Annotated in this window: 21 protein-coding genes; 8 read left to right on the top strand and 13 right to left on the bottom strand. The window is 43.3% G+C overall.

Annotated features, from left to right (window positions below; genetic code table 11):
* The first annotated feature begins 117 nt into the window (after positions 1-117).
* The gene (locus tag ANME2D_RS15900; protein ID WP_048093961.1) at positions 118-1,656 is read left to right on the top strand and encodes a 2-isopropylmalate synthase; all 1,539 of its coding nucleotides are present in this window, start codon (positions 118-120) and stop codon (positions 1,654-1,656) included.
* Here ANME2D_RS15900 and ANME2D_RS15895 read toward each other — a convergent pair.
* From ANME2D_RS15895 to ANME2D_RS15885, 3 genes are read right to left on the bottom strand one after another with little or no spacing between them, the layout of a single operon-like run.
* The gene (locus ANME2D_RS15895) at positions 1,653-2,615 is read right to left on the bottom strand and encodes a DHH family phosphoesterase (protein ID WP_048093960.1); all 963 of its coding nucleotides are present in this window, start codon (positions 2,613-2,615) and stop codon (positions 1,653-1,655) included. The two genes, ANME2D_RS15900 and ANME2D_RS15895, sit on opposite strands and share 4 nt — an antisense overlap.
* Before the next feature lie 2 nt (positions 2,616-2,617).
* A complete protein-coding gene (locus ANME2D_RS15890; RefSeq protein WP_048093959.1) occupies positions 2,618-2,974 on the bottom strand; it encodes a prefoldin subunit beta in 357 nt (118 codons plus the stop codon).
* A 38-nt stretch (positions 2,975-3,012) separates the two neighbouring features.
* Positions 3,013-3,267: a KEOPS complex subunit Pcc1 gene (locus ANME2D_RS15885; protein ID WP_048093958.1), complete on the bottom strand. Its 255-nt coding sequence runs from the start codon at positions 3,265-3,267 to the stop codon at positions 3,013-3,015.
* A gap of 89 nt (positions 3,268-3,356) precedes the next feature.
* Between ANME2D_RS15885 and ANME2D_RS15880 the strand changes: the two genes are divergently transcribed.
* Positions 3,357-4,376, top strand: a complete 1,020-nt coding sequence (locus ANME2D_RS15880) for a hemolysin family protein (RefSeq protein WP_157834181.1) — start codon at positions 3,357-3,359, stop codon at positions 4,374-4,376.
* Positions 4,377-4,409: 33 nt separating this feature from the next.
* Here ANME2D_RS15880 and ANME2D_RS15875 read toward each other — a convergent pair whose 3' ends face one another.
* From ANME2D_RS15875 to eno, 9 genes are all read right to left on the bottom strand, one after another.
* Complete coding sequence (locus ANME2D_RS15875; RefSeq protein ID WP_048093957.1) at positions 4,410-5,306, bottom strand: right-handed parallel beta-helix repeat-containing protein; 897 nt, start codon at positions 5,304-5,306, stop codon at positions 4,410-4,412.
* A 164-nt stretch (positions 5,307-5,470) separates the two neighbouring features.
* Complete coding sequence (locus ANME2D_RS18295; RefSeq protein ID WP_157834180.1) at positions 5,471-5,644, bottom strand: hypothetical protein; 174 nt, start codon at positions 5,642-5,644, stop codon at positions 5,471-5,473.
* Positions 5,645-5,840: 196 nt separating this feature from the next.
* Complete coding sequence (locus ANME2D_RS18885; RefSeq protein ID WP_277812954.1) at positions 5,841-5,972, bottom strand: hypothetical protein; 132 nt, start codon at positions 5,970-5,972, stop codon at positions 5,841-5,843.
* A 68-nt stretch (positions 5,973-6,040) separates the two neighbouring features.
* Complete coding sequence (locus ANME2D_RS15865; RefSeq protein ID WP_048093954.1) at positions 6,041-6,745, bottom strand: prenyltransferase/squalene oxidase repeat-containing protein; 705 nt, start codon at positions 6,743-6,745, stop codon at positions 6,041-6,043.
* A gap of 13 nt (positions 6,746-6,758) precedes the next feature.
* Positions 6,759-8,027, bottom strand: coding sequence for a 3-phosphoshikimate 1-carboxyvinyltransferase (gene aroA, locus ANME2D_RS15860; RefSeq protein WP_048093952.1), 1,269 nt, complete (start codon positions 8,025-8,027; stop codon positions 6,759-6,761).
* Positions 8,028-8,086: 59 nt separating this feature from the next.
* Positions 8,087-8,773 (bottom strand): cytochrome c biogenesis protein, encoded by a 687-nt coding sequence (locus ANME2D_RS15855; protein ID WP_048093950.1) that lies wholly within the window; start codon positions 8,771-8,773, stop codon positions 8,087-8,089.
* An 82-nt stretch (positions 8,774-8,855) separates the two neighbouring features.
* Complete coding sequence (locus ANME2D_RS15850; RefSeq protein WP_048093948.1) at positions 8,856-9,545, bottom strand: heme exporter protein CcmB; 690 nt, start codon at positions 9,543-9,545, stop codon at positions 8,856-8,858.
* Positions 9,542-10,252 carry a heme ABC exporter ATP-binding protein CcmA gene (gene ccmA / locus ANME2D_RS15845; RefSeq protein ID WP_277812956.1) on the bottom strand — a complete coding sequence of 237 codons (711 nt, stop codon included), beginning with the start codon at positions 10,250-10,252 and terminating at the stop codon, positions 9,542-9,544. The genes ANME2D_RS15850 and ccmA overlap by 4 nt, the downstream gene beginning before the upstream one ends.
* Positions 10,253-10,327: 75 nt before the next feature.
* Positions 10,328-11,593, bottom strand: a complete 1,266-nt coding sequence (eno, locus tag ANME2D_RS15840; protein WP_048093944.1) for a phosphopyruvate hydratase — start codon at positions 11,591-11,593, stop codon at positions 10,328-10,330.
* A gap of 71 nt (positions 11,594-11,664) precedes the next feature.
* Here eno and ANME2D_RS15835 point away from each other — a divergent pair, with 71 nt between their 5' ends.
* The 6 genes from ANME2D_RS15835 (at position 11,665) to ANME2D_RS15810 (ending at position 17,050) form a co-directional block, all read left to right on the top strand.
* Positions 11,665-12,915 carry a 3-isopropylmalate dehydratase large subunit gene (locus tag ANME2D_RS15835; protein ID WP_048093942.1) on the top strand — a complete coding sequence of 417 codons (1,251 nt, stop codon included), beginning with the start codon at positions 11,665-11,667 and terminating at the stop codon, positions 12,913-12,915.
* 203 nt (positions 12,916-13,118) lie between these two features.
* Positions 13,119-14,393 (top strand): hypothetical protein, encoded by a 1,275-nt coding sequence (locus ANME2D_RS18525; protein ID WP_052368998.1) that lies wholly within the window; start codon positions 13,119-13,121, stop codon positions 14,391-14,393.
* Positions 14,390-14,986, top strand: coding sequence for a S26 family signal peptidase (locus ANME2D_RS15825; protein WP_198527459.1), 597 nt, complete (start codon positions 14,390-14,392; stop codon positions 14,984-14,986). Before ANME2D_RS18525 ends, ANME2D_RS15825 begins: the two co-directional genes overlap by 4 nt.
* A 43-nt stretch (positions 14,987-15,029) precedes the next feature.
* Positions 15,030-15,887 (top strand): hypothetical protein, encoded by an 858-nt coding sequence (locus ANME2D_RS15820; RefSeq protein ID WP_048093939.1) that lies wholly within the window; start codon positions 15,030-15,032, stop codon positions 15,885-15,887.
* 172 nt (positions 15,888-16,059) lie between these two features.
* The gene (gene rbr / locus ANME2D_RS15815; RefSeq protein ID WP_048093937.1) at positions 16,060-16,632 is read left to right on the top strand and encodes a rubrerythrin; all 573 of its coding nucleotides are present in this window, start codon (positions 16,060-16,062) and stop codon (positions 16,630-16,632) included.
* Positions 16,550-17,050 carry a YkgJ family cysteine cluster protein gene (locus tag ANME2D_RS15810; protein ID WP_081810346.1) on the top strand — a complete coding sequence of 167 codons (501 nt, stop codon included), beginning with the start codon at positions 16,550-16,552 and terminating at the stop codon, positions 17,048-17,050. The genes rbr and ANME2D_RS15810 overlap by 83 nt, the downstream gene beginning before the upstream one ends.
* Before the next feature lie 24 nt (positions 17,051-17,074).
* Here the strand turns inward: ANME2D_RS15810 and ANME2D_RS15805 are convergent, their stop codons facing one another.
* Positions 17,075-17,419: a histidine triad nucleotide-binding protein gene (locus ANME2D_RS15805; protein ID WP_048093934.1), complete on the bottom strand. Its 345-nt coding sequence runs from the start codon at positions 17,417-17,419 to the stop codon at positions 17,075-17,077.
* Between the last annotated feature and the right edge of the window lie 30 nt (positions 17,420-17,449).

Genomic DNA, 17,449 nt, shown 5'->3' with positions numbered 1-17,449 from the left:
ATCGCTTAGCACAAATATGATTCAGGATACTATTCGGAACTACGACCGATCGGAAGTACTGATCTTCCAACAATAAACTTTATACAATAAAACGCTATTCATATTGGATTATGACAAATGCGAGGGATTGCCTTTTACATCATTGAATCGCTAAGGGATAAAAGAATAAGTATTTTTGATACCACTCTCAGGGATGGAGAACAGACGCCAGGGGTATCGCTCACACAGGATGATAAGCTTCTCGTCGCGCAGCAGCTCGATAAACTGGGTGTGGATATCATCGAGGCCGGTTTTCCCATGTCCTCTGAGGGGGAGAGGTGCTCAGTTAAAAAAATAACCGATGCAGGTCTTAATTTACAGATATGCGGACTGTCAAGGGTCATCAGGTCGGATATAGATTCATGTCTTGACTGCGGTGTGGATATGGTACACACCTTTGTCTCAACATCAGATGTACAGCGTATATCTACCATCAAGAAGAGCAGGGATGAAGTCTATAAGATGGCCGTGGATGCTGTCGAGTATATAAAAGACCACGGCGCAAAGTGCATGTTCTCTGCCATGGACGCAACACGGACCGATATCGATTATCTGATCAGCATCTATAAAGGCGTAGAAGAGGCGCACTGTGATATAATAAACGTGCCTGATACAGTGGGCGTAAGCGTGCCTTCTGCCACGTATAAGTTGATCAGCGAGATTGCAGCGAATATCAAAATACCTATTGATGTGCACTGCCATAACGATTTTGGGCTTGCAGTGGCAAACAGTCTTGCTGCTGTGGAAGCAGGAGCAAGCCAGGTACAGGTCACAATAAACAGTCTTGGTGAGCGGGCAGGGAATGCAGATCTTGCAGGGACGGTTATGGGGCTTCATTCACTGTATGGTGCAAAAACCAATATAAAGACCCAGTACATTGTTGAAACATCACATATGGTTGAGAAATTGACCGGGGTACGTATGCCTCCAACAATGCCTATCGTAGGCGAGAATGCTTTTGCCCATGAATCAGGCATACATACACACGGGGTACTTGTGAGATCCGATACCTTTGAGCCCGGGGTTATGACCCCTGAGATGGTGGGTCATAGAAGGCGCATCGTACTTGGTAAACATGCAGGCAAACATGCCGTAAAACAATCTCTTGAATGTGCAGGGCTGCACCCCACGGATGCACAGCTAAATGATGTACTCAGGCGGGTAAAAGATATAGGCGATAAAGGTAAACGCGTTACAGATGCCGACCTCTATGCCATTGCAGAATCAATTATAGGTGCAACATCAAAAGGCGAGCAGGCTATCATACTAAAAGAAGTATCTGTTATGACAGGCAATATCATAACCCCTACTGCAACTGTAAAAGCCACAGTTAAGGGCAGGGAGCTTCTGGGTGCAAATACTGGAGTGGGACCTGTGGATGCAGCCCTTAAAGCAGTAACAGGCATACTCGGGGACTATAAGGTTAAACTGCGCGATTTTAGAATCGAGGCAATCTCAGGTGGATCAGACGCACTTGCAGAAGTGATTATCGGAGTAGAGGATGAAAAAGGCAGAGTGGTATCTGCACGTTCCACAAACGAGGATATAGTTCTGGCATCGGTAGAAGCGCTCGTGGCTGCAATAAATCAGCTTATAAGCGCACAGGATAGATTCTAATTCAATACCTGGCTATGCTTATTCAGAAGGGATTTCCTGGTATATTCAGTGCAGCATGCAAGTATGACCTCAGCCTCTCCATACACATCCATACCTGCCGCACCCTCATGTCCCCCGCCAGTGCCATTGAATTTTACACTTATCTCTTCCATCAATCTTGCAAGGTTCACACCTGCGTTAATAGCGCATTTTCTAGCGCGAGCGCTCACCTTGACCATCCCATCATCCTTTGAAGCTACAAAAGCCACATCTGCCCCTATTGAGATTAAATTGGAGGCAGCAGAGCCTGAGAAAGAACTCACCTGGGATGTAACAACGATCCATTCGCCCACTCGTTCAATTAAAGCCCGCTGGGCAGCCTTTAAAAAAGCGATCCGCATAGAGACATCCTGCGGAACAGAAGATATAGCATCCATCACTTCGCTGTACTCGATACCGCTTAATTCTATAAGCTCGGCTACAGCCTTAAAAGAATCTGCCGACGCATGCTTAAAATTACCTGTATCCGTGATAATACCGGCAATAAGGGCAAATGCGACACGCCTCATTATCGGAGCGCCCATCGTGTTTAAAACCTCAAGGACGATCTCAGCAGTTGATCTCTTATTTCGATGAAGAAAAAACACCGCGTTTTCATTCAATGATGTAGTGGTATGGTGATCGATGACCGCGTATTTTTTTAGCGGAAATCCATCAAGCTGGGTAAGCGTAGAGGTATCGATAACTACCACCAGGTCATAGTTATCTACTGGATCTGTGACAAATTTAATGTCAAGCTGTTTTGCGATCTGAGATGCTACCCTATCACATCCGCCTATGATGCCTATAGTGCCTCCAATTGCTTCTTTTAGCGCAAATGCACTCCCTAGGGCATCAGGGTCCGCGTTTCTGTGACATAAGTAGAGGATATTGTGATAATCCAGCAGTTGATTATAGAACTCTGACTCATCTATCTCCATAATCACTGTGCGGCTGGAGTACCGATAGCCTGTCTGAGTTGCTCCTGTAACTGCTGAAACCGCTTCTGAGCGCGTTCTTCCTGGCGTGCGAGGGTCTGTAGTCTTAGATCAAGTGTGTCTTTCTTTTCCTTAAGAGATTCTTTTGTCTTATCGCGTTCAGTTTTGATCAGTAAATCTCCTACTGCTCTGTAGATTACGGCATCAGGAGTTAGTTTGTCAAGCTCTTCAAGGGCAAGTTCAGTCTCTTTTAAGGTTATTTCAACCTGGTTTTTCTGAACTGCGATCGCCTGCGCCTGCTGTTGAATTTGCTGCAACTGCGCAAGCTGGTTTTTGATTTGTGGGGGTAATTCTGAAGTCATATGATTCACCTGTAAATCTACTGTAGTATTGCCCAGCACTAATTTATAACTTGTGTATTAGAAGTGATACAGCACATTTCATACGTGATTTTAATGAGCCGAAGCCAGCCGTTCAGAGCAGCTCTCATTGATACGATATCACTTGCTTTAACATTTAAGATAAGTATGTTGTTCTCCAGTTTAAGATTTGATTTTGTGCGCTGGTAGTCCTCCCCGAGTTCTGGAAGTAATGACTCATAGATGATCCCGGCATTGCCATCCAGATCAAATTCAAACTCTGCAAGAACGATCATGAATACTGGTAATCATTTACGTTTATATCTATGTTTGCAGATAAGTTTTTAAACCATATTGATAATTATAAGAATTGATCAAATATCCGATGTATTCATGGATTACAATTGAAATCTTAATTATATTATTATTGGTTGCTCTTTCCTCCTTTTTCTCAGGTTCAGAGGCCACGCTTCTTTCTGTAAGTAAGATAAGGATCAGGCACCTGGCAGATAAAGGGAATAAGAATGCCAGAATAGTTATTAAATTACTCGAAAATCCAGAGCAGTTTCTTACTGCGATCCTGATAGGCAACAATATCGTCAATATCATAGCCTCTGTTCTGGCTGCGAACGCTGCATTAACCATTTTTGGAGAGCCTGGAATCGCAATAGCAGCGGGAGCTATGACCTTACTTGTCCTGGTCTTTGGAGAGGTTTTTCCAAAAACACTTGCTTCAAGGCATTCAGAGGCAATATCGCTCAGGATAGCCAGGCCCATAACGCTGCTTATCTCTGTCTTAAGTCCCGTTGTTTGGATTTTAACTGCTTTTGTAAATTCATTGATTACACTCCTGGGCGGAAAAGAAAAGGTTAAAACACCATTCGTTACAGAGGAGATTATCAATATGCTGCTTAAGGTAGGAGAGAAGGAAGGGACTATTGAGAAGCACGAGAGAGAGATCATTCATAATGTCTTTGAATTCTCAGATGAAAAAGCACATGGTGTTATGACCCCGAGAGAAAATATGGTATGCATAAAGGAATCAGAGACCCTTGATGCCGCGCTTGCATTAATAAATGAATCCGGTCATTCAAGAATACCTGTTTATACAAGGAATTTTGATGATATTGTTGGCATGATATATGCAAAAGATTTCCTTAAGTTCAGGGATCATGAGTTAAACAGGATAAAAGTGCATCAGATCCTGCGCCCGATTCTGGTTGTTAGGGCAGGGAAAAAGATTGCCTCTATACTAAAAGAACTCCAGCAGAAGAAAATGAACCTTTCAGTGGTTGTGGATGATAATATGAGGGTTATAGGACTGGTCTCAATTGAGGATATCTTAGAGGAACTGGTTGGGGAGATCTTTGATGAATATGATATAGAGGTGGGAACTGGCACTTAGAATTTTCATATTTACGTGCCTGTGCCAAGTGGCTCATTGACGTTTCTTTAATATTCCAATAACAATTAACAGACCCAGAATCGCTAAGCCTGTAAATCCGGGAGAGGATTTTATAGATTCATCTTTGACTTCATTTTGTCCAAGAGTAACAGGGACGTTCACGTATCGTATTGTAACAGCACTTGAGAGAGGGAAATTATCCTTTGCTTTTGGCGCTCCGCTGATAGTATATGCATCGCTATTTTTATGAGTGTTCCAGAAATTGCCGGATTTACCATCATCCCAGAAATTCGATCCACTGTTATCATAGGCCTGTTCATTGCTGTTATCTATGAGATTATTTGAATAAATATGGTTTGAACGGGCCGAATCTGCATAAATCCCTATTTTATTATTCTGGATATTGTTATTATATATCCTATTGTCGCTGGATGAATAGATCAAAATTCCATGGTTGGTGTTGGATCTTATATCGTTGCCAGAGATAACGTTATTGTTGCTATCTAAATAGATTGAAATACCCACTGCATTATTAACAATAATTGTATTTGCAATCGTATTATTTTTTGCCGAATACATACTTATACCAGCGTCTGATCTGACCGATCCATTGCTGTTCTGGATAGTGAACCCGCTGATTTTTATGTTGTTTGCCTGGTCTATATTGATCCCGCTTCCGACCTTTTTTCCATCAATGATTGTCTTTTCTTTATCTTTTCCTATTATTGAAATCCCGTTCTTTTTTATAATAAGGTTCTCAGAGTATGTCCCTTCATCGACTGAAATCACATCGCCTGTACTGGCGTCATCTATAGCAGATTGGATTGTTGTATAGGTCTGCCCTGTTCCGACATAGAGAGTCTGTGCACCTGCGAATCCTGTAGTCAGCAGTATTACGAAAATGCCAATCATTATTTTTTTTAATACCATAATCTCACATGTTGCTGAATCATTTTATGGCACTAAAAAGATTTGCATGAAAAGATTACCTTATCACTCGTTCCTCAAAAATGAACATCGCGTAGATTATACGCAATGTCTTAGAAACTGAACGTGAATGGAACCCACGAGAATGAGCATCTATGCTTATAGATTTAAGCACTATTGAATCTCTGTCCTGACAACTTCTTGATATCAAGCAGCGCTATATTATATTCTCTCGATATGTCAAGCTCAGCTCTCATAAGAGCTTCACGTTCGTTTATACCATTATGCATGAATGCTATCTTTCTTTTCGAGATAGCGGTCAACACATCAAATATATCCATACTTTATCAGCCTCCCTTACCTTATATTAGCAGTCTCATAACTTAAAGATATTTGAAAATAAATAATAATTACAATTACGGTATTTTGCATAAGCAATTAGATAATATATGAATCCTTACATAACTGATTATGAGAGATACGATAGGACACTGATTGCACGGATACGAAATCCGTGTGATCTGTGTCATCCGTGTTCTATTCTTCTTTTCGCCTCTTCATCTCAATATCTTGAATTGCAGTCTCAAATACCTTGCTGAACTGACTTCTCCTTTCAATCCTTGTGTGTTCAGAAGCACGATTTACAAGACCGCTCCAGAATAGATCCATTTTAGTCACCTCAATCCAGAATAACCCGGCCAATATATATTTGCGATCCAAGAGCGGGGTGAAAGTAATCATTTTTTACTAAGATACATCTTCAATGAAATTAAAGAGAGTGAAGTTGATATGATATCTCCCCAGTTACCTCCTTCCTGCTTATCCAGAAGCCATTGTATCGATGGATTGATGTCCTCTTCTCCTGCCAGAATCAGCGCCTGTATCACCAGGTTGCTTGTAGCAGTATAAGCCCAGCCGCCTGACTGTCTCTTTGAGATAAGCCAGCCTGCACGGTCTTTTATGAACTCCCTGTATCTGCTGTGATTTTGTTTTATGAGAGCCGTGATGATGAGCGATGTTGTGCCGGCATACTCCCATTTTTCCCCGTAATTGCGATACAACCACTCGCATCCCTGCTCATTTTTTATACCTGCATCCCCAAGAGCGATCAATGCATACGAGGTATCAATCTCGTTATTGTTCCAGTTGTCGTTTTTTTGCTGCTTAAGTATCCAGTTGATCGTCTCTGGATGTATTATCCCGCATCCTGCCAGTGCGCTGTATGCCCTTGCTGTATCAGGAATGGGCCTGTCTGTATCCCAGAATGCGTTTTTTCTCTTTGATAAGAGTATTTCAATCAGATCAGAGGTGTTCTCGTTCCATAATGATAGCGCCTGGATTGATCTTGACAGGTCTTTAACTGCATCTGGCTTCTGGGTTTTTAGCCATTTAATTGCGGCTCTGGCAGCATATTGTATATCAGTTTCATCTCCTGATCCCATAAATTCTCTCTGTCTATGAAACACCTGCGCCTATCTTCCTCAAATCCTCAAAAAAACCAGGGTAGGATATGCTGACCGACTCTACTGTATCAATAGTTGTGTCACCTGCTACCATACCGGCTACAGCCAGCGCCATGACGATCCTGTGGTCATCCCAGCCATGTACCTCTGCTCCTTTAATACTCCCGCCTTTTATTATCAGCCTGTCTTTTTCCTCTGTAATGTCAACGCCCATTTTCTTCAGTTCAACGGTCATTGCATGAAGCCTGTCTGTCTCTTTATATCTCACATGCTCTGCATTCTCAATGACCATGGTTCCCTCGGATGCAGCGCCCAGCACGGCCAGCGTGGGCACAAGATCCGGGGTCTTCCCCACATCTACACTGATGCCTTTTAACCTGCTCTTGCTTACCTTAACCTCTCCTCTTTTCTCATCCCACTGTATTTGCGCCCCCATTCTCCTGAGTATCTCAATCAGGGCTGCATCACCCTGCTCTGAGGGAAACAGATTTTTGATAACCATTTCACCGCACAGTGCTCCAGCAGCCATCATATACGAAGCAGAGGAGAAATCACCCGGGACATTATACGATCTCATGTTGCACTCCTGCTCAGGCGGGATGATAAAAGAGTTCAAGCCATCCGCGATTATCCTGGCACCTGCATCCTGGAGCATCCTGACCGTAATATTAACATATGGTCTGGATTTTAATTCTCCTTTTATTAATATTGAGGTTTCATTCCGTGCAAACGGACATGAGATGAGAAGCGCTGATATGAACTGTGAGCTTATTGATCCGTCAATATAAATACGTCCGCCCCTCATCTTTCCCCTTATCACGATCGGAGCCATGCCGTTGTTGCGTGTGGAGAATGCCTCTGCCCCCAGGTCGTTTAACGCATTCAGTAGCGGTGTATTTGGCCTTATCCTTATACTGGCATCCCCTGTGAGAACGGTCGCGCCATCTGCAAGTGAAGCCACTGCGGTCATTATGCGAAGCGTAGTACCTGAATTGGCAACATCGATCACATTACCAGGGGTTTTTGGTTTTCCTTCAAACCCATTGATTATGAGTGTGTCCTTTTTTGATTTCGAGTCTATGCTGGCCCCGAAGGCTTCTAATGCTCTTATTGTGGCTTTTGTATCCTCTGATATAAGCGGGTTGTTGACTGATGCTTTTTTCGAGAGGGCAGCTATGGCAATAGCCCTGTGAGTATAGCTCTTTGAGGGAGGTGCATTGACGACTCCTTTAATATCTGACCTCTGGATTATAAGCTTCATATGAGGATGCTAATTGAGAATGCAACTATTTATTGATGCTGCTAAAAGCCTCACGCAGTTCACAAACCTTTTATTCTTTTCAGTTCATTTGTTTTCTCTTTCAAGTGCTCGCTATCAATCTTTAGCAGTATCAGCGATGCTGCAAGAAGGAAGAAAGCTATAAAGTTCATAAAAAAAGTGATAAGTAGCGGGCTGAATGTGGAATAGTTCAGTTCAGCGACTGGATGTATGGTTGCCCTGTTCCACAACCGTATGGACATGAAACTTAGCGGCACGCCTATAAATCCCACTATTCCGAAAACGGCTGATAATCTTGCCCTTTTCTCAGGCTCATCTACAGCCTGACGCACCATCAGATAAGACAGGTATATCAAAAACAGCACAAGTGATGTATTGAGCCTCACATCCCATGTTACCCAGTATTCTCCCCATGCCGATCTTGCCCAGATCGACCCGCTGACCAGGGTCAAAAACGCAAAAACAATACCGACCTCAGCAGCTGAGATTGCAACTATATCCCACTTCTGCTGCTTGCTTCTTAGATATAATATGCTTGAGACAAATACAGATGCAAAAGCGAGGTACGCAGTGATTGCAATCGGTACATGGAAATAGAAGATCTTGAAGTTATTCGGGTCTCCGCCTGCTTCTCTTGGATCAATCGGAATAGGTGCGTAGAAGAACACCAGATATATTGAAGCAAGTATTAGCAGGGCTGTTACGGTGTAAAGTATCTTTTTTAACATATTACGTATTAAATCCTCATGTTTATATCAATATTATCTTTTGCTATATATCCGCCATAGCTATATTCTTTTCTTAATATTCTCAGTCCTCGATCGTGTACTCAAATACAAGCTGTGCCACGATAAAGAAAATTATATCATAGACAGCAAGTAGCTGCAGTTCTCCTGATATTTCAGAGATATCACCTGATGAGAGCATTCTCCCTGTTGCGGTCACAGCCGAGAGGATGACCGGGATGAGAACGGGGAAAAGGATCACAGGAAGCAGGATTTCGCGTGTTCTTGTGTTTACAGTGAGTGCAGAGAGAAGAGTGCCCACAAAAATGAACCCAAAAGTCCCGAGTATAACAACCAGTACCAGACCCGGGATATTGTTAATATCATAACTGAAAAGTACAACAAAGATCGGGATGGCGATTATCTCCGTCAGGAACATCAAAACGGCATTGGATAGTACCTTGCCGTTATATATATCGGATCTGTCCACAGGACACAGCTTCAGGCCCTCAAGGCAACCTTCCTCTTTCTCTCCTGCAAACGATCTTGAAAGACCGAGCATACCTGCAAAGGTAAATGCAATCCACAATATTCCGGGCGCAAGTAGATCGACTACCTTTCTATTCAAGCCCTGTATGAATATCGATGCCTCATTCCCGAATGCAAAGCTGAAGATAACAATCACAAGAAGGGCAAAGATCATCATTGAATTGAGCATCTGCTTTGTGCGGAACTCTGCTCTCAGATCCTTGCTGGCTATCTCCAGGAACCTCATGCATGCTCCTGCACATATCTTTCGTAAATAGCCCTGCACTTTTGCAGGTCGCCGATTTCGCTTCCACTCATCTCATGGGCTATATTCCCATTCGTTAGGATGACTGCCCGATCGCACATAGAGATGCCCCGCTCTATATCATGGGAGATGAGAACACGGGTCTTATCGTGTGCGTTCATGCTGTCCAGTATCCTGTCAAATGTGGCACTTGCATGCTGGTCAAGACCTGTGTAAGGCTCATCGAGCAGAAGTATGGGAGGGTCGTGGATCAGGGCCCGTGCTATCGAGAGACGCTGCTTCATACCTCGGGAAAACGTCCTTACACGGTCGTTCTTCCTGTAAGATAGACCTACCTGTTTTAAGAGGTCATCTATTTTAGCCTCGATATCATTGTTCTCTATGCCGTACATCCGTCCGAAGAACCTTAGATTCTCAGCAGCGGTCAGTTCATGGTACAGGTATGTCTCATGCGAGATCACACCGATCTTTTTCCTTATCTCGATCGGTTTCTCTTTGATATCAATACCATCGATCATGACCCTGCCAGAGGTCGGGCTTACAAGGGTTGATATTATTTTAATAAGTGTGGTCTTTCCTGCACCATTGGGACCGAATATTGTCAGGAATTGTCCCTGCTCTATACTGAGATCTATATTTCTTAGAACAATATTGGTACCGAATGCCTTTGAAAGTTTTTCAACAGATATTATATCGATTTCTCCTGCTTTTATCTAGATAAAGCCATCTGGGGCTTATATTTTTCTCTTAAGTTCATGGGAAAATCAAAGCTGGATATACCCTGCCGCCTTCCCGAGTTCCTCTTCGATCCTGAGGAGCTGGTTATATTTTGCATTGCGCTCGCTTCTTGCAGGCGCTCCTGTCTTGATCAGTTCAGCTCCGATAGCCACTGATATATCGGCTATGCTGGTATCCTCTGTCTCAGCAGACCTGTGGCTTACGATAACCTTATACCCGCTCTTCTGCGCCAGTTTTGCAGCATCAAAAGCCTCGGATAGCGTGCCTATCTGGTTGACCTTAAGAAGCAATGCATTCGCAGCGCCCATCCTTATGCCCTGCCCAAGCCTCTTTACATTTGTCACAAAAAGATCATCACCCACGATTATCGTGTCCCTGAGTTTATTTGTCAAAAGCGCAAAATCATCAAAAGCCTCTTCATGGAACGGATCTTCGATAGAGAGGATAGGATATGTCTTCACAAGTTCGGCGTAAAGATCTACCAGCTCCCCTGCGGATAATGTCTTCCCATCGATGCTGTATTTACCATCTTTATAGAACTCAGAGGCTGCTGCATCCAGGCCGATTGTGATCTCTTTCCCGTATCCTGCCTCTTCAATGGCATGGGTGAGGGAATCAAGCGCGTCCTTTGTGTTTGTAAGGGGAGGAGCATATCCGCCCTCGTATCCCACATTGACAGCAGAGATACCGTATTTTTTAGAAAGTATAGAGCCAAGAACATGGTACGTCTCAGCGCCCATGCGCAGGGCTTCAGAGTATGTCCTGGCGCCTTTTGGCTGGATCATGAACTCCTGTATTGCAAGCTCGTTGCCTGCGTGTTTCCCTCCGTTTATTACGTTCATGGTAGGACATGGAAGCGTGAATGCGCTCGTGCCTCCCAGGTAGCGGTAAAGATAAAGTCCTGTGGATTTCGCCGCCGCATGGGCAGCAGCAAGAGACACTCCGAGGATGGCGTTGGCACCAAGCCTTGATTTATTCGGGGTGCCATCAAGTTCAAGCATTATCCTGTCAATATCATACTGGTGGCGGACATCCATACCCATGAGCGCTTTTTTGATCTCTGTATTAACATTGTTTACCGCTGTCCTGACGCCTTTTCCGTGGTATCGTTTGTCCCTGTCCCTCAACTCAAGCGCTTCGTTTGTCCCTGTGGATGCGCCTGACGGCACACTTGCCCGTCCAAACCCGCCTTCTGTATAAACATCAACCTCAACTGCAGGATTGCCTCTTGAGTCGAGTATCTCTCTTGCATGAATGCTTTTGATTGCATGGGTCTTCTCGATTGTAAACAATGTATCACCGTTGAATTATTCAGATCTATAAGCAGAAATATCTATCTATCTTAAACCCCAATCTACAGCAAATGCCTACCATAAGTGAAAAGATACTCAGCAGGGCTTCAGGAAAGTCCGCAGCAGCAGACGATTTTGTGATAGCGGATATAGATTATGCTATGGCACACGATGGAACCAGTGTGCTCGCTGTATCCGCCTTCAAGAAGATGGATGCAAAAAAAGTATGGAACCCGGAGCGGATAATAATACCGTTTGACCATATTGTGCCTGCTAATAATGAGACCGCGGCTAAACTCCAGCAGAGCATACGAAAATGGATAAAAGAGCAGGGGATCACCAATTTTTTTGATGTTGGAGACGGTATCTGTCACCAGGTGCTCCCTGAGAGCGGGTTTGCCATGCCCGGGAAGCTGATAATAGGCGCAGACTCACATTCATGTACATACGGTGCCTTCGGTGCGTTCGCTACCGGCGTGGGTGCAACAGATATGGCTGAGATTTTTGCAACGGGAAAACTGTGGCTGCGGGTACCGCGCTCGATCAGGATAACCGTGAGCGGAGAACTGGCGAAGGGAGTATCGGCAAAGGACATGACCCTTTATATCATCAAAAACATAGGTGCTGATGGGGCGAATTACAGGACAATAGAGTATTACGGCGATGCCATAAGTGAACTTTCGATCTCAGGCCGGATGACGCTGTGCAATATGTCCATCGAGATGGGAGCTAAAGCAGGTATCGTACCGCCTGATGAGAAAACGTTTGAATACTTAAAAGGAAATGCCAGGGAAAAATACACCCCTGTGTATGCTGATAAGGACGCGCAATATTCAGAAGAATATGATTTTGATATTGGAGATCTCCAGCCCCAGATCGCAAGGCCACATGAGGTGGATAACGTATCCGATGTCGGGGAGGTGACAGGAACACCGATTGACCAGGTTTTTATAGGCTCATGCACCAACGGGCGCTATGAGGATCTGGAGGCTGTTGCAGGAATACTGAGAGGTAAGAAAGTCAAAGCACGAACGATTATCCTGCCTGCCTCGCGCTCGGTACTGATCAGAGCCACAGAGGCTGGTATAATAACGACGCTCCTGGAAGTGGGTGCTATCATTGCGCCGCCTGGCTGCGGGCCGTGCCTCGGAGCACACATGGGAGTGGTATGCGAAGGTGAGGTCTGTCTCTCAACCTCTAATAGGAACTTCAAGGGCAGGATGGGGACTGGTGGTTTAATATACCTTTCATCTCCAGAGACAGCAGCAGCGAGCGCGCTAAGAGGGGAGATCACGGATCCACGGGGTCTATACAGTCAATAAACCGCTGGATTTTTATCAATGAAAATTATTGAAAGTTATGGAATTTAAAGAAATGGAACCGCAGATAAACGCCGATGAACGCGGATTTATTGCTATGCATCTGCGTTTATTTGCGTTCATCTGCGGTTTAAAAAATTATAAAAGACCAGACAACCATATTTGATAAATATATAATTATCCAAATCCATAAAGGTGAGCAGGTTATGATACTGACCGGTGGAGTACAATATTTCAGAATGATTACGGTAGTTCTGCTGCTTACAGGTATCACGGGTGCGGCTCCTGTAGAGGAGTGGAACAGGACGTACAATGTCGGGAGAATTTATGATGTTCAGGAGACGCAGGATGAAGGTTATATTCTTGCAGCAGGTGATGCGCTTGTAAAAACAGATGCTTATGGCACTGAGCAGTGGATCAGAAAGTTCAACAGACCTGAACTGGCCTCCAGAGAATTTATACAGGTTTTCAAAATCGAACAGAGCAGTGATGGGGGATATATACTTGCTGGCAGTAAAAGCTTTTATGGTGATTATGGTGCAAAGGATGTTGCTTTTGTAATAAAAACAGATGCTTATGGCAACGAACAGTGGAGCAAGACGTTTGATGAGAATATTGAAAAGTTTTATCCTGTCAGGGGCGAGGCTAAATCTGTTCAGCAGACATCAGATAGTGGATATATACTTGCTGAATCTCTGGGTCTTGACAGCTCCGGTTATGTGAGGGTCATTAAGTTCTATTCAGTCGGCAAGATAGAGTGGATAAAAAATTTTGAAAAAACTTGCGGTGAAGGGTCTTCCGTGCTGCAGACGCCGGATGGCGGGTATTTGCTTGCAACCTGCAACGTTTACAAGAATAACACCGGCAACTATTATAACACTGTTGATGCCTTGCTCATAAAGCTTGACGCTAAAGGAAATGAGTTGTGGAACAGGACTTTTGGCGAAAATAACATGATAGGTTCTATTCAACTCACCAGCGATGGCTACATACTTGCTGGCGTTACGGATTCGTACGATAGCTATGATGCCTGGCTTATCAAAACAGATTTAAACGGCGATGTGGCGTGGAGCAGGACATTTGGAGAAACAAATAGCGACGATGGTTTTCACTCGGTTCAAAAGACTCAGGATGGTGGATATATACTTGCAGGTTATACAGGAGCTGATAGAACATCAGACCTCATTAGATACAACTCTGGCGATGCCTGGCTCGTAAAGGTTGATGCAAATGGCAACAAGCAATGGGATATTATACTCAGAGGGAAATTTTTGCACTCTGCCCGACAAACTCGCGATGGTGGCTATATCCTTGTAGGCTATGATGTTCCTTTGTTTTACGGTAGTAATGTATGGCTTGTAAAAGTAAGCGGAGAGCCAGAAGGTGCTGCGATGCCGAAAAAGACACCTGCATTCGAAGCTTCATTGTTTTTTATAACATTGATTTCGGTTTACATAAAAGGGCTGTGGAGGGGAAAATGAAAGTCTGGATCAAGGCTATTTTAATATCTCTTATAGTAATAGCTGCTATAAAAATATCAATTTATGCAGCAACTGGAATATGGCAAATGGGCTTTGCTATACAGTCAGAAAGTATGAAGCCAAATATGCAAAAAGGCGATCTAATTTTGATACAATCCTCCCAGCACACAAACATCATAACATATGAAGATGGCAAGATACTTGATTATAGATCGTTTAATGACTATGGTAATCTAATTGCATACTATCCCTATGGTAATTTTAATACAATACCTATCATACACCGTGCCGTGTATTATGTTGAGGCTGGAGAGCCTATGTGGGTTGATGGACCTGCTGCTCCCCATGCAGGTTATATTACAAAAGGAGATAATCCATGGACGAACCCTTCATTCGATCAGCAGGGAAGCATAAGTTATAACCAGCCAGTTAAAAAAGAATGGGTTATAGGAGTAGCGAGAGCGAGAATTCCTTACATCGGGTATTTTTTATCAGGTATGGGTGGAACAGTTCTTATGTATTCGGTGATATATGCGGTAATTGCAGGATTTTTACTTAGAAGGGAAAAACATAAAAAAGTGGAATTGATATGAGTAAATATGATGTGAATTGAAGTTGCAAGAGGATGCGTAAATTATGATGCTGATAACTAAGAAAAATGTGATTATATTCATTGCAGTTCTGATGTTACTGGTTTTTACTTTTAATGTTCTCATAGCTTTATACATATCCTCAACTTTTAATCCTTTAATCCTGATTCCTGTCATAGGCGCAGGACTCTGGCTTATTCTATCCACTGTCGGTGAGAAAGGGGTTACAATCCCTGAAAAATATCGAATACATTTAACTTTTATCTTAACCGCTGTAGCTCTTCTTTCAATTCTGCTCCTTAGCAAAAAAGTGATAGTTGAAGGCTTGGGATATTTAAGTCAGGAGCATTCGCCTCTCCTTCCTCCAATCGTAGTGGTTTCTACTGTAACTATTTTTGTAGCAGTCACAACGTATATCAAAAAATTATATCCTTATTCAGCAATCTTTGAAATCGCATTATTGGGCGTGATTTATTCTGTCTCCCTGCAGAACATAATACAGCATCCAATGGCTATATCAGGTAAAGGCATGGCGTATTTTATCATTCCTTTACTTATTATTGCATCATCGCTGTGGAGACATGAAAAACTAGGTACAGCATATCCTATTGCTTATGCCGCAGTTTTTGGGGTTGTTGCAGGTGTAGCGCTTCCTTCCTCTTCTGAAGACTTTGGATTTCTTGGAATGTTTCTTCTGATCATTGTTCCTGCATTTTTCAGTGGAATAGCGGCTGTTATATCGTTCGTGATAAAATCCAGGTCCAAATCAGCAAATGAGATTTTCCTTCCAGCTTTGAAGATGGCTTTATCATTAGTTGTATTTTTAATCGTATTGGATGTTGCGTTTGATTATATTTTTTTGCCTTTCTATAGACCACGCGGATTTCCTTTCTATAGTCCTTAGGAGGCTGATTACATTGGGAGAGTTGACAATATAGCAGAAGCTTATTAAGGGCTGGCAGATGGTAAATATTTCAGAGAGCCGTTATTTAATATAGTTCCCAAAAGCTTATTAGGCATAGCAAAGCCAAATAGACATGGTTAAGAAAATATTCACAAGATAAGAGGGATCAATAATGAATCTTAAAGGGAGCAGAACCGAGAAGAACCTTTTAGCTGCATTTGCAGGTGAATCCCAGGCAAGAAACCGCTATACATACTTTGCAGGTGTTGCCGGAAAGGAGGGATTTGAGCAAATATCAGGGATTTTCCTTGAGACTGCGGATAATGAAAAAGAACATGCTGAGGTGTTCTTCAAATACCTGGAGGGCGGAAATGTTGAAATTACCTCAGCATATCCTGCCGGAGTCATAGGGAAGACTGCCGATAATTTACTTGCGGCAGCAGAGGGTGAAAAACTTGAATGGGGTACGCTTTATCCCGGATTCGCAAGAGTTGCAGAAGAAGAGGGATTTTCACAGGTCGCCTCTTCATTCACTGAGATCGGGGAAGTTGAGCAATTCCATGAGAGCCGCTACAGGGCATTATTAGAGAATTTAAAAGATGGGTCTGTGTTTAAGAAGAAAAGTACAGTGAAATGGCACTGCAGGAACTGCGGCTATATCCATGAGGGAACCGAAGCACCAAAAGTGTGCCCTGCATGCAAGCATGCGCAATCATATTATGAGGTACTGGCCCAGAACTGGTAATTTGAATCTGAATTGCGATATTAAAATATGTACCTCCCTATGCTGCCGGAACTGTCCTGTTCTGACCGGGGATGAGGTTATGGAGCTTATAGCAAAGATCAGAGAGGAATATGCTCTGGAACTTGATCCCAAGAAGTATTTCAGGAAGGCTCAGGGGGAGCATGGTGTATATTTCGCAGTGAAGATGATCAAAGGGCAGTGCATCTTCTTAAATAAGGAGAAACGCTGCCGCATATATAAATGCCGCCCGGTGCTATGTGAGTTATATCCTGTTATTGACGTGGATTCAGTGGATGAGCGCTGCCCCGCTGTGAAGGAGAATAAATTATCTGTAGAGATGCTGGCTAGTTTGAAGAAGCGCTACGCAGATGAGATTGATGACAGGATAAAAATCGAACAAACGTTCAGGTTTGTTTGATTATTTTATTGATCCATTCAAGTGCTAACGTTTCCAGCCTCCGATAAGATGTATGTGCAGGTGGAATATAATCTGCCCTCCACCTCTGCCTACGTTTATTACCAGCTTGTAGCCTGTATCGGCTATACCCAGTTGTCTTGCTATATCCTTTGCCTTAAGCACCATTTTCGAAATAATGTAGCTGTGCCTCTCTTCCAGTGTATTGATGCTCTCAATATGTTCTACAGGAACTATCAGTACATGTACGGGTGCAGATGGTTTTATATCGTAAAAGGCAACCATATCCTCATCCTTATAAACGAAGTTCGTCGATACTTCCCCTTTAATAATCTGACAGAATGTACAGCCGCTCACGTTCCCGGTCCTCATTAATTACTCATATCTTACACGTTTCATTGT

It is taken from the genome of Candidatus Methanoperedens nitratireducens, assembly GCF_000685155.1.
Classification (GTDB): Archaea; Halobacteriota; Methanosarcinia; order Methanosarcinales; family Methanoperedenaceae; genus Methanoperedens; species Methanoperedens nitratireducens.
Note: the sequence above shows the minus strand (reverse complement) of the source record. Positions and strands in the feature narration are given on the sequence as shown.